This window comes from Anaerotignum lactatifermentans DSM 14214 (assembly GCF_900142265.1).
GTDB lineage: Bacteria > Bacillota > Clostridia > Lachnospirales > Anaerotignaceae > Anaerotignum > Anaerotignum lactatifermentans.
On the sequence record NZ_FRAH01000036.1, the window covers coordinates 21589 to 32786 of the forward strand.

Sequence of the window (11198 nt, forward strand, 5' to 3'; positions counted from 1 at the left end):
TTCTATGTGTTGCATATAATAACACATAGACATTTATCTATAGGAGGTGATTGAGAGAGATGGATGAAAAAAGAATTGCGGCAATTTTCAAAGCGTTTTGTGATGAAAACCGCATTAGGATTATAAAACTGCTGCGTTCAGGTGAAAAATGTGCTTGCAAGTTGCTAGAAGAAATCAATGTCACGCAGCCTACGCTTTCCCACCATATGAAAATTCTTTGTGACGCTGAAATAGTTGTCGGGCGCAAAGAGGGAAAATGGACACACTATTCTATTTCAGAAAAAGGTGTGGAGCAGGCAAAAGAATGTTTGCGGCAGTTGACAACACTTGATGTTGAAAGCGAAAACAAGTCGTGCTGTGAAAAGTGAGGAAGTTTATTGATTGCTTTTCCGCACGGCTTATATTCGGGACGATAAATCGACATATTTCAATATAACTATATGAAAGGGGCTTTTTATGGAGACACTAAAAACAATTTGGGACTTTTTTCAAAATGAAGTCCTTGGTATGAACTGGCTGAATCGCCTCATTGAAACATTTTTGAACGCTTGCGGTTTAGATACCACGGGCAAAATAGGAGGAAGTGTTCAGTTTTTCATCTATGATACTGTAAAAATTATGGTACTGCTCGGCGTTTTGATTTTGATTATCTCGTATATTCAAAGTTATTTCCCGCCCGAAAGAGCTAAAAAGATACTCGGCAGATTTCACGGAATATGGGCGAATATCATCGCCGCTCTGCTCGGTACGGTAACACCGTTTTGCTCGTGTTCTTCCATTCCGTTGTTTATCGGGTTTACAAGCGCAGGTTTGCCGCTTGGCGTTACATTCTCCTTTTTGATTTCTTCGCCGATGGTTGACCTCGGAAGCCTTGTCTTACTGATGAGTATTTTCGGCTGGAAAGTTGCTGTTTTATATGTAATATTCGGTTTGGTAATCGCTGTGGCTGGCGGAACGCTAATTGAAAAGTTGCACCTCGATAATCAAGTGGAAGAATATATCCGAAACGGTCACTCGATTGATGTTCCGCAGGAGGAACTGCATTTCAAAGACCGTATGAAATTTGCGTGGGAACAGGTTGTTGAAACCGCTAAAAAGGTTGCTCCTTATGTTCTGATCGGCGTGGGCATTGGTGCTTTCATTCACAACTGGATTCCTGAAGAATTTATTGTCAAAGCACTTGGCGAAAATAATCCGTTTGGCGTAATTCTTGCTACGATAGTCGGTATTCCGATGTATGCGGATATTTTCGGTACAATTCCGATTGCAGAAGCCCTGCTTGCAAAAGGTGCTTTGCTCGGCGTTGTCCTTTCCTTTATGATGGGCGTTACTACGCTTTCGCTCCCTTCAATGATTATGCTTCGCAAGGCGGTCAAACCGAAACTGCTTGGTATTTTCATTGGAATATGTGCTGCTGGTATTATTATTGTAGGCTATCTTTTCAACGCAATACAATATTTAATTGTTTAATTTTAGGAGGTTATTATTATGGCATTATTTAACTTTGGAAAGAAAAAGGAAGAAGAAAAGAAAACACCTGCTTGCGCTTGTAGCTGCGGTTGTGCTGCCAGCGAAGCAGAAAGCATTACAAACGATTGCTGTCCTGATTTGAAAGAGGGAGAAATCTGCTGTATCAAAGTGTTGGCAGGTTGTAAATCCTGTCACGAACAATTTGAATACACAAAGCAGGCAGTAAAGGATATGGGACTTTCCGTAGAGGTCGAATACATTACCGATATGCAGAAAGTAATGGAATACGGTGTTATGAGTATGCCTGCCCTTGTTGTCAACGAAAAGGTTGTTGCTATGGGTAAGGTTTTGAAAGCTGCTGATGTGGTTGCTCTGCTGCACAAGCTGGGGTTTTAACGATGGATAAGAAAAAGGTAGCCTTTATTTGTGTGCATAACTCCTGCCGCAGTCAGATTGCAGAAGCACTTGGAAAACATTTGGCGGGAGATAAGTTTGATTTCTATTCTGCCGGAACAGAAACAAAATCACAAATCAATCAGGACGCTGTGCGGCTTATGAAACAGCTTTATGGGATAGATATGGAGCAAAGCCAATATAGCAAGATGATTGATAAAATCCCTACGCCCGATATTGCGATTTCAATGGGGTGTGATGTCGGTTGTCCCTATATCGGTAGAGCGTTTGATGATAATTGGGGACTTCCCGATCCGACGGGCAAAAGTGATGAATGTTTTATACAGGTCATTGAGAGAATATCTCAAAAAATAAAAGACTTGAAATTAAAAAAGTAACATGAAAGCCACAGAATGGATATATCGCCCTATCTGCGGCAATAAAACTCGCACAATGATACGGGAAGATACAGAATTAAGAAACTTCCCTCTCTACTGTCCGAAGTGCAAAAAGGAAACAATCATCAATGCTCAGGATATGAAAGTCACGCTTGCAGAACACAAATAAGATTTTTATGTATGCCGCCGCATGGGTAATACCATAGCGGCGGTTTTTTGTGCCTATCGGCTGTCTCTGTCAAAGGATTTCTTTCTCTGTCTCGGCTGGTTTCTCTGCTTGCCCTCCGCCTGAAGCTGGCGCAGGCGTTTCAGTACGCTCTCCCGTTCGGGCGGCTTTGCTTGCTCTTTTTTGGCGGGTTTTCGTTTTTCCCTGACCTGCCGCTCCCATGCGGCAAGGTCACGATTGTACTGCTCCACAACAGCCTCCGCTTTGCGGTAGGTTGCCATGAACGCCTGCACATCGGGATAACCGTCCTCTTTCAGAACATCGGGCAGTTTGTCCAGCTTTTCAGCGATTTCCTTTTCTGTCCGCTGTATCTGCTCTGTGAGCGCCTTGCGCTCCTTACCCTTGAAAATCCCTTTTGTATCGGCAAGTTGCTGTTTCAGCTTCGGAAGTACCATATCCTGCAAATGCCGGATTTCTTTCGCCTTATCCTGCGCCTTTATCATCAGCTTTTGCATGGTACGGAATTCTGCCATATCTATTTCAAGGACAGGCTTCGGCGGCATAGCGTGTTCACGGATTAGGTTTTGCAGGAAGTCTTTTGCCTTGTTTATGATACTGCGGAACAGACCCGGAAGCCAGCCCTTGCTTTTGATAGACTGGCTTGTTTTTTCGTGTATCTCTGTCCGCTTGACTTCTAAAATCTTTGCTTCGGAGATACCTGATAATAACGCCATATCCGCTGTCCTGTTCCATTCCTGCCTTGCGGCATTGTCGGCTTTGATTTCGTCCTCTTTGGGATTGTTCTTGCCGATTTTCTTGGTCGGCAGATAGACGCTGTTTTTATCAAATACCTTTAAGTGCTGCTCAGGATCAGAGATATGGCGGTTAATAAGTTCCGTATACACTTCCTTTATCTCCCGTAGAAAAGGCTCTCCCTTAAAGCGTGTATCTTTGGTAGTAAACAGATGGCTTTCGTATACCTCGCCTTTTTTGATGACGGTACAGCCTTTCCGTATCTGCCCGTCCTCCCCTGTGATTTCCTTTTTGGTGCGGACACGCTTTCCAGTCTCGTCAAAGAACACGCTGCGGGAAGCAATCTTCACATCAGGTTCGGGGAGCAGTTTCCTCTCGCTGAAAATCAGGTGGATATGATAATTCGTCTTGCGCTTGTTGTGGTGGAGGGCGGACACGCATTCCACACTGTACCGCCTGCGGAACTCCTCTGTAAAGTCCGTGAGTACCTGCTGCGGCTCGTATTGCGTATAGATTTCGGGCAAGGCGATAATCAGTTCCCTTGCTTCGATACATTTACCCTCTGTACCGCTGCGCTGAAACTCCTGCTGGCTTTCCCTTGCAAGATTGCTCCAAAAGGTGCTGTCGGCGGTGCGGTGGGTGGCATAGAGATTTTCCTGCCTTGCATGGCTTGTAATATATGATATTCGCCCTTTGACATTGGACAGCTTTGACATCTGGATAAAACTGTGTCTCGGCATACATCATCTCCGTTTTCTGTTGTCAAGGTGCGTCCTTTTTTGCAACCGTTTACGGTTACGGCTGTCGCTGCGGCAACGGTGACAGCCCCGTATCATACGCCGCAGGCGGTTGATACGGAAGCCCCCTGCAAGGGCGAAATACCCGGAGTACAAATCGAAGATTTGTGCGAGGGGTGTATTTCGCTCTCAAACGCCGAGGGCTTAGGGTTAACTTTCCGAAAAGAGAATGGATTGTCATTCCACTCTGCGGACATCATCGGGCTTCAAAAGATTTCTTCCCTGATTGACCGTCAGAAATCGTTCCAGCGTGTCCCTGCGGATAATGGTCTTGCGCCCCACTTTGAGGACGGGCAGCTTTCCCCATTCCACCAGCTTCCGCATGGTGTTCCTGCCGATACCCGTACATTCTGCGGCTTCCTCTATGGTAAGTCCCATTTTGACTGCGCTCATTCTATCAACCTCCTTTTTAGAATGCTCATTTTGCAACTACTGTTTTATCATTATACTTATTCTGCTATCTCTTGTCAACCTATTTTGCAACCATTCATAGTTTATTTACAACTTTTATTGAAATAAGGGTTGCAAAATAAGTATTAGCGTGTTATACTGATACCAGTCAGGAGGTGAACACCTTGAAAAAAGAAACCACATTCACCGCAAAACAGGTCGGTGGGCGGATTAAGGAACGCCGCACAGAGTTAAACATTACCATGCCGGAACTCGGCAGGCGTGTGGGCGTGAACAAATCCACCATTCAGCGGTACGAAGCGGACGGGGTTGATCCGAAGCGCACAATGGTTATCAACGGTCTTGCGGAAGCGTTGCTCACAACTCCCGAATGGCTGACAGGTCTTTCCGATGATAAGGAATATGACACCTATACTCTCTGCCAGCGGGATATTGAGGAACACATCAAGAAGTATCTGGACACAGTTTCCCATACAGTAAAGGGCGAGCCGCACCAGCAGCTTCTCACGACATTTCTCGGCAAGATGGTTGACCTGTATACGGTTATGACCTGCTACTTTGCTGATGCTATGGAGGAAGTTGACCGTGTGGCGGAGGACAAGGGGCTGAAAGAGTCTCTTGGGCGGTACGCCATAGAGTCCGGGGCAATCATGGAGCAGGTATACCGCAAGAAGATGGAAGTACCGATTGAGGATATGAAACGGTTTTTAGACGGGATTTTACATATCCACGATGAGGGGCGCACAAGAATGTTGATGGGCGCACTTTTCGGGATAGTGGAGGAAGCCGAAGAAAGGCTTTCCGAAAAAGAAAATTCCGTGGCACCTTGACAAGTAAAGACGCCAGTTGACTTCCACTGGCGGAAGTGACACAATTACTTTACGCACACCATATGTCACAGTCCCGATTGCCACGGATAGAAAGGAGTTTTTTATCTATGGCAAAAGGTTCTGTAAGAAAGAAAGGCAAAAAGTGGTACGGACGCTTTTATATTGAAGATGAAAGCGGCAGAAAAGTGCAGAAAGAGTTTGCAGGCACAGAGAGCAAGGCGGAAACAGAAGCCATGCTCCGCAAAGCGATAGCGGACTATGAGGAAAAGCAGTTTGTCGGGAAAGCGGAAAACATCACGGTAGGCGATATGCTGGATATGTGGGTAGAGGAAGAACTGAAACCCGGCAACTTAAGCAACGGGACGGTCATGTCCTATCAGGGAACGGTCAACCGTATCAAGCAATATCCCATTGGCAAACGCAAGCTGAAAACCGTGACCGCCGACCATTTGCAGGCGTTCATTGATTTTCTGAGCTACGGTGGGACAAACCCGGACGGGACAACTTCAAAGCCCATGAGCAAAGGATATATGCTCCTGTTCTCGGCGGTGTTGCAAAATTCCTTCCGCTTTGCGGTTTTCCCGAAAAAACTGATTACCTTTAACCCTATGCAGTATGTGAAGCTGAGGGGCAGGAAGCAGGAAACGGATATTTTCTCGGACAGTGAGGAAGATACTTCCAGTATTCCTACTATCACCCATGAACAGTTCCAAAAGCTGGAGGAATTTCTCAAGGCAAAAGATAATCCCGCCTTGCTGCCTGTGCAGATAGCGTACTACACGGGGCTTCGTATCGGGGAAGTATGCGGCTTGACTTGGCAGGATATTAACCTTGAGGAACAATATCTCACGGTACGCCGAAGCATGCGCTATAACGGAACAAGGCACACAACCGAAGTGGGAACGACAAAACGGAGCAAAGTCCGCACCGTTGATTTCTGCGACACGCTGGCGGCAATCCTGCGGGCGGCGAGAACAGAACAGCGCAAAAACCGTTTCCGCTACGGGGAGTTTTATCACCTGAACTACTACAAAGAAGTAAAGGAAAAAGGGCGCACCTATTATGAGGTTTACAGCCTGCAAAGGACAGAGGAAGTCCCGGAGGATTACAAGGAAATCTCCTTTGTCTGCCTGAGAGCAGACGGGGCGTATGAAGCGCCGAGTACGGTAGGGATTATGTGCAGGGCGGCAAAGAAGAAAGTGAAAGGGCTTGAAGATTTCCATTTCCACACGCTCCGTCACACCTACACAAGCAATCTGCTTTCCGGCGGCGCAAAGCCGAAAGATGTGCAGGAACTTCTCGGACACTCCGATGTCAGTACCACAATGAACATCTACGCTCACTCTACAAGGGAAGCGAAGCGCACTTCCGCAAGGCTGCTGGATAAGGTGGTCGGCGGGGAATAAAAAGTTGCCCTTGTTTCGGCTCGTAAGGGCAAAAACAAGGGCAAACAGATAAGGTTTGAATGAAAAACAGGCGTGAAGCCTTGAAAAATCAATGGTTTTTGAGGATTAGATAGTTAAATTGTAATTTGTCGTAATATCAAAGGGAACAAAGAGTCTGAAAAAAACCAAACCCCATGAGATCCCCAAAATGACAGATGGAATTATGTGAAGAAAAACCTTCCGAAGTGCAATGATAGATAGAACCATACATGCGACTGCGATGTTCATAAATACAAAGAGCAAGATTATTTCGACCTCTTTTCTTTATCGATCAGAGAATATAGTTCATTGATTTCTTCATCCGAAAAATCATTATTGCTAATCAATGATTTTACCAATTGAAAAGGAGAGTTATCAAAAAGATTTTTCCGAAGTTCATTGATGGAAGATGCTTGCAAATCTTCCTGTTTGACATTTGGCGTACAGATAAAGCCGGGATCAGAACGGGTAATGAGTCCTTTCTTGATGGCTCGCCGGATAATGGTATAGGTGGTGTTTGGCGCCCAACCAATTTCTTCTTCAAATACTTTGGAAATGTGACTTGCTTTGCAGGAACCGCATTTCCAAAGATATGTCAGAACTTTCAATTCAGAATCTGATGCTAACATAAAAATCACCTCTTTACTACTGATGTAGAATAATTTTATATTATATAATTCCCGTGGAAAAATCAAGGCGCAAATGTCTTCACTCAAGGAAGCAAAAGATTTTTATACATAAAAATGGCAGTTTCTATAGTTTTACGCTGATTTTTTCGTGAAAATCATGATTGTATTTTCAAAATTGGTATTATATAATTTTACTACGGATGTAGTAAAATACATTTGCAGTGATAGGGCATTGAAGAAACTAGGGGGGATAACATGAAAAGAAATCAAAATTTATGCATCATTGCTGCCTTATTTATAACCGTTTTGGCAATTTCGGCCACAAAATTTCCGTACAGAGGGGAAGCAGCTGTATCTCAGGAAACGGCAGGGCAAAAAAATCTAGCAGCAATATTGTCTTCTGATGCAGATAATGTTTGTGCTGGTGTTGTGATGGATGCAAAGACTGGAGAAATTTTGGATCAGTATGGGGATATTGACGATCCATTTGAACCGGGAGCGACTTTTAAGCCGTTTGTGACAGCCATTATGCTGGAAAAGGGAAATTTATCCCTGACGGACACAATAGAGGGCGGTACTTATACTAGTGTCAATGGGACAACCATTAAAAATTACAGTGACCAGTCTGGGGAAAAGTCATTTTATGATCTCTATGTTGCTTTGAATGAGCCATTCCTTGTGCGTGCTTGGGAAAGCAGAAGAGATCCTATCGATTTTTCAAAAGAGATAGCTTCCTATGGCTTTGATGAAAAGAACAAGTATCAGCCAGAATTTTTGCTGGGAAGGGGATTTACGACATCTGTACGGGAAATCGCTCAGGGATATTACATTTTGGCTGGAAATAGCGGCACAGAAAATAAAGTGATTTCCAAAGCAAACAGCAACTTAATGAAAGAATTGCTCCATGAAACGTATTTGAATTATCCATACATGGACGCAGGGCTGATGGAAGTCCAAAATGTTGGTGAAGCCGCAGGTATGTATGACAGCAGTTTTTCCGTTGAAAATGAAATTGTGCATGAAACAAAAACATTTGCTGGTTTTGCGCCTTATGATGATCCAGAAGTGATCTTTGTGGTCACGATGAAGGGAGAATCCAAAATAGGCGAAGAAGTGAATGGCAGAGTTCCTTTGGCATGCGCAGCAACAGCAGTTTTTGAACAATACTTGCCGGAGAGAAGTTTTAAAGAAATCACAGATCTCAAGCAGATGGAATATCTGGAAGCAAGATCTGACTATATGCTGTATTTCAGCAGACCCACATGTGCGGCATGCAAAAGAGCGGAACCATTGGTTCGTAATACAGCCAATGATTTGAAAAAAGATGTTTACTATTTGAATGTCGATCGTTTTGATGATGAAGCATTGGAGCAGATATTATCTCAATACGGTGTTGATGCTGTGCCATGTGCAGTGAAGGTTACAGATGGCAAAATCTCTGATAAAAGAGTGTTTATGGAAAACGGAAACATGAAAGAGGATGTGGATCGTTTTTTGAAAGCTTAATGTGTATCATCGGGGATAATGATAGAAAGGGCTTATAGGGGAATAGAAAAAGGGGGAGTGCCCTTTTGGATTTTGCAAATCCGAAAGGGCATTTGTTATAAGATTATAGGGTGAATGATATGATAAATGCAATGGATCAAAAACTGAAAAACGTACAATGTTTCACGGGGAATCAATTGAAGCTCATAGCTTGTCTGTGTATGTTTATTGACCATATCAGCAAAATTCCCATGAGCAAGTGCAGGGATGAATTGTTTTCTTTGTCCCTTGAGGGGATGATATCAGAAGAGCATTTTTTTGCACTTTAGGATTTCCAATGACAGGTTCTATTCGGTATCGGTACCATCGCTTTTCCTTTGTTTTGCTTTTTATTGGCAGAAGGATTTTAGCATACCAGTAACCGGAAGCGATATATGGGTTCTATGCTTGTTTTTGCGATTATCTCAGAAATTCCCTTTGACATTGGGTTTTTTCATGCGTATTCCATGGAAGCAGGGGCATTTCCCTTTTATTTTGCGTATCAGAATGTATTTTTTACATTATTTCTGGGATTGGTATGTTTGACTGGTTTAGAGGCTGTTTCAAAGAGAAATCGCAATTCGGACAGAAAAGAAAAAGCAAAGGGGCTTTTGCTGCAAATAGGAATCATTGCCATAGTGGCATCTGTGGCAGAACTTTTGAAGTGCGATTATGGTGCGCAAGGGATTATCTTCATAGCCGGTTTCTATATTTTTCGGAAAAGTCATGTTTTGCAAGTCGTGATGTTTCTTGTTTTGTATATGGCTACAACAGGAAATCAGCCGCCAACTTATACAATGATCGCAGCTTTCTTGTTATTGCTTTATAATGGGAAACGGGGAAAATGGAAGGCAAAATATTTGTTTTACTGGTTTTATCCAATCCATATATTCGTTTTGTATGTTATCGCTCAACTATTTTTATAACGAATGAAAAGAGGTGGATATTATGAAAAATTGGCAAGTGCTCATTGGCTTGATGGCTATTGCAATTGCGATTCTCATTAGCGGAATTCTTATTTCAAATGCGATTCAAGAGGCAGGTTCTAATATTCATGTTGGATTTACTGCTTTGGGTGAGCTCATTAGATAATTATAAACCTCTGATTTGTACAACAAAAATGGCTGCTGAGGTGTCTCGGCGGCCATTTTAAGTGGAAATAATTTTTATTCTTCGATGCTTTGTGCAAAGAGTTTTACAGAGCTGCAAGAACCATCGTCATTATAGATATAAATCTCATAGGTGCCTTTTGCAGTGTGACCGTAACCCTCGCCATGAAGTTGGGGATCGAAATGATCTATCATCAGATTTTGTTTCGCTTCTAATCTTCCGCCAACTAATTTGCAGCCACAAGGGTATTTCACACGATAAATAAAACCATTGGAGCCTGCATTTTCGATATAAAATATCAGTTTTCCTGATTTATGATAAAACTGATATCTGCCTTCGCCAATGAAGTCTGTTTCCATGCTTATAGATACGCCGCCCGCTTGGGAGTCACCAAGATTTTTAAGAGAGGTTGTATCACTGGAGGCAAAAGCGGTAACGGAAGAATGTGTCAATAGGAAACTCAAAAGACAAGAGATAAAAAGCTTTGATTTCATAGAAATACCACCTTTCTGTCATGGATACCCTTTCTATGATGATCATAACATTTACTACATATGTAGTCAATATTATAGAGCTATGTAGATGTCCATTATTATAGGAAATGAAGATGGATTAGGTTTTATATTTTGTATATCACAAGGAAAAGTGTGCAGGGAAGAGAATGTTATGGTACCAAAGATTGCATATCTGACAGGTAAAAAAGAGTGTATTTCCATTATATGTTTGATAGAGGATAGGCGAAAAGGCTGATATTTACTGGGTTGTATAGGAATCTATACAAAAATGAGAAAAAATTATAAAAAAACACTTGCTTTTTTATTCCTTCTATGATATTATTATCAAGCAGTTTCGATTCGCGGCTGTGGCGGAACTGGCAGACGCACCAGACTCAAAATCTGGCGGTAGTGATATCGTGTGGGTTCGAGTCCCACCAGCCGCATTGAAGAAACCTTGAGAAATCAAGGTTTCTTTTTTTTGGTGAATCCAATAAAAACCCCCGGCTATGCCGGGGGAATCAGTGAGCTTCAGCTTCAAGCAAAAACCTCCTATGCTATAATTATCTTGAGTCCGCCAAGACACAAGAAAGCATAGGAGGTTTTTATATGAATAGTTTAGCACATACGAGTTGGGAATGTAAATATCATATTGTATTTGCACCAAAGTATAGAAGACAGGTAATATATGGAAAAATGAAAGCTGAAATAGGGAAAATTCTTAGAGAATTATGCGAAAGAAAAGGGATAGAGATCATAGCAGCAGAATGTTGTCCGGATCATATACATATGCTGATTC

14 protein-coding genes, 1 tRNA gene and 1 pseudogene are annotated in these 11198 nt (G+C 42.8%); 12 read left to right on the forward strand and 4 right to left on the reverse strand.

The features are described from left to right. Nucleotides 1-59: 59 nt before the first annotated feature. From BUB35_RS10470 to BUB35_RS10490, 5 genes are all read left to right on the forward strand, one after another. Entirely contained in the window at nucleotides 60-368 is a 309-nt protein-coding gene (locus BUB35_RS10470) for an ArsR/SmtB family transcription factor (RefSeq protein ID WP_002586618.1), read from the forward strand. A gap of 88 nt (nucleotides 369-456) precedes the next feature. After that, nucleotides 457-1470, forward strand: a complete 1014-nt coding sequence (locus tag BUB35_RS10475; protein ID WP_072851497.1) for a permease — start codon at nucleotides 457-459, stop codon at nucleotides 1468-1470. Nucleotides 1471-1488: 18 nt separating this feature from the next. Then, on the forward strand, nucleotides 1489-1866 hold the full coding sequence (locus BUB35_RS10480) for a thioredoxin family protein (RefSeq protein WP_002586620.1): 378 nt from the start codon (nucleotides 1489-1491) through the stop codon (nucleotides 1864-1866). 2 nt (nucleotides 1867-1868) lie between these two features. Continuing rightward, nucleotides 1869-2261: an arsenate reductase ArsC gene (locus BUB35_RS10485; protein WP_072851498.1), complete on the forward strand. Its 393-nt coding sequence runs from the start codon at nucleotides 1869-1871 to the stop codon at nucleotides 2259-2261. 1 nt (nucleotide 2262) lies between these two features. Beyond that, nucleotides 2263-2430, forward strand: coding sequence for a cysteine-rich KTR domain-containing protein (locus BUB35_RS10490; protein WP_072851501.1), 168 nt, complete (start codon nucleotides 2263-2265; stop codon nucleotides 2428-2430). Nucleotides 2431-2483: 53 nt separating this feature from the next. On the opposite strand, the gene BUB35_RS10495 is transcribed toward BUB35_RS10490, so the two are convergent. Continuing rightward, on the reverse strand, nucleotides 2484-3920 hold the full coding sequence (locus BUB35_RS10495; RefSeq protein WP_072851503.1) for a MobA/MobL family protein: 1437 nt from the start codon (nucleotides 3918-3920) through the stop codon (nucleotides 2484-2486). 234 nt (nucleotides 3921-4154) lie between these two features. Then, the gene (locus tag BUB35_RS10500) at nucleotides 4155-4370 is read right to left on the reverse strand and encodes a helix-turn-helix domain-containing protein (RefSeq protein ID WP_002586623.1); all 216 of its coding nucleotides are present in this window, start codon (nucleotides 4368-4370) and stop codon (nucleotides 4155-4157) included. A 182-nt stretch (nucleotides 4371-4552) separates the two neighbouring features. Between BUB35_RS10500 and BUB35_RS10505 the strand changes: the two genes are divergently transcribed. Both BUB35_RS10505 and BUB35_RS10510 read left to right on the forward strand, forming a co-directional pair. After that, a complete protein-coding gene (locus BUB35_RS10505; protein WP_143158974.1) occupies nucleotides 4553-5218 on the forward strand; it encodes a helix-turn-helix domain-containing protein in 666 nt (221 codons plus the stop codon). A gap of 107 nt (nucleotides 5219-5325) precedes the next feature. Next, complete coding sequence (locus BUB35_RS10510) at nucleotides 5326-6624, forward strand: tyrosine-type recombinase/integrase (RefSeq protein WP_002586625.1); 1299 nt, start codon at nucleotides 5326-5328, stop codon at nucleotides 6622-6624. A 284-nt stretch (nucleotides 6625-6908) separates the two neighbouring features. On the opposite strand, the gene BUB35_RS10515 is transcribed toward BUB35_RS10510, so the two are convergent. After that, a complete protein-coding gene (locus tag BUB35_RS10515) occupies nucleotides 6909-7271 on the reverse strand; it encodes a BlaI/MecI/CopY family transcriptional regulator (RefSeq protein ID WP_072851505.1) in 363 nt (120 codons plus the stop codon). 255 nt (nucleotides 7272-7526) lie between these two features. On the opposite strand from BUB35_RS10515, the gene BUB35_RS10520 reads away from it, so the two are divergent. The 3 genes and pseudogenes from BUB35_RS10520 (at nucleotide 7527) to BUB35_RS19060 (ending at nucleotide 9887) form a co-directional block, all read left to right on the forward strand. Continuing rightward, entirely contained in the window at nucleotides 7527-8777 is a 1251-nt protein-coding gene (locus BUB35_RS10520; protein WP_072851507.1) for a DUF6568 family protein, read from the forward strand. 401 nt (nucleotides 8778-9178) lie between these two features. Next, nucleotides 9179-9721, forward strand: a pseudogene (locus BUB35_RS10530) (TraX family protein); the annotation flags it as partial. 22 nt (nucleotides 9722-9743) lie between these two features. Then, entirely contained in the window at nucleotides 9744-9887 is a 144-nt protein-coding gene (locus tag BUB35_RS19060) for a hypothetical protein (protein ID WP_159432886.1), read from the forward strand. A gap of 74 nt (nucleotides 9888-9961) precedes the next feature. Here BUB35_RS19060 and BUB35_RS10535 read toward each other — a convergent pair whose 3' ends face one another. Beyond that, on the reverse strand, nucleotides 9962-10399 hold the full coding sequence (locus BUB35_RS10535; RefSeq protein ID WP_072851512.1) for a hypothetical protein: 438 nt from the start codon (nucleotides 10397-10399) through the stop codon (nucleotides 9962-9964). A 362-nt stretch (nucleotides 10400-10761) separates the two neighbouring features. Between BUB35_RS10535 and BUB35_RS10540 the strand changes: the two genes are divergently transcribed. After that, nucleotides 10762-10845: transfer RNA gene (locus BUB35_RS10540), tRNA-Leu, on the forward strand. A 163-nt stretch (nucleotides 10846-11008) separates the two neighbouring features. Next, nucleotides 11009-11198, forward strand: a 190-nt coding sequence (gene tnpA, locus BUB35_RS10545) for an IS200/IS605 family transposase (protein ID WP_143158975.1), incomplete at its 3' end; no start/stop codon positions are given.

Coding starts and splice junctions, on each gene's coding strand:
- BUB35_RS10495 (WP_072851503.1), bottom strand. CDS start 3,920: ATGCCGAGACACAGTTTTATCCAGATGTCAAAGCTGTCCAATGTCAAA.
- BUB35_RS10485 (WP_072851498.1), top strand. CDS start 1,869: ATGGATAAGAAAAAGGTAGCCTTTATTTGTGTGCATAACTCCTGCCGC.
- BUB35_RS19060 (WP_159432886.1), top strand. CDS start 9,744: ATGAAAAATTGGCAAGTGCTCATTGGCTTGATGGCTATTGCAATTGCG.
- BUB35_RS10490 (WP_072851501.1), top strand. CDS start 2,263: ATGAAAGCCACAGAATGGATATATCGCCCTATCTGCGGCAATAAAACT.
- BUB35_RS10470 (WP_002586618.1), top strand. CDS start 60: ATGGATGAAAAAAGAATTGCGGCAATTTTCAAAGCGTTTTGTGATGAA.
- BUB35_RS10515 (WP_072851505.1), bottom strand. CDS start 7,271: ATGTTAGCATCAGATTCTGAATTGAAAGTTCTGACATATCTTTGGAAA.
- BUB35_RS10475 (WP_072851497.1), top strand. CDS start 457: ATGGAGACACTAAAAACAATTTGGGACTTTTTTCAAAATGAAGTCCTT.
- BUB35_RS10480 (WP_002586620.1), top strand. CDS start 1,489: ATGGCATTATTTAACTTTGGAAAGAAAAAGGAAGAAGAAAAGAAAACA.
- BUB35_RS10520 (WP_072851507.1), top strand. CDS start 7,527: ATGAAAAGAAATCAAAATTTATGCATCATTGCTGCCTTATTTATAACC.
- BUB35_RS10500 (WP_002586623.1), bottom strand. CDS start 4,370: ATGAGCGCAGTCAAAATGGGACTTACCATAGAGGAAGCCGCAGAATGT.
- BUB35_RS10535 (WP_072851512.1), bottom strand. CDS start 10,399: ATGAAATCAAAGCTTTTTATCTCTTGTCTTTTGAGTTTCCTATTGACA.
- BUB35_RS10510 (WP_002586625.1), top strand. CDS start 5,326: ATGGCAAAAGGTTCTGTAAGAAAGAAAGGCAAAAAGTGGTACGGACGC.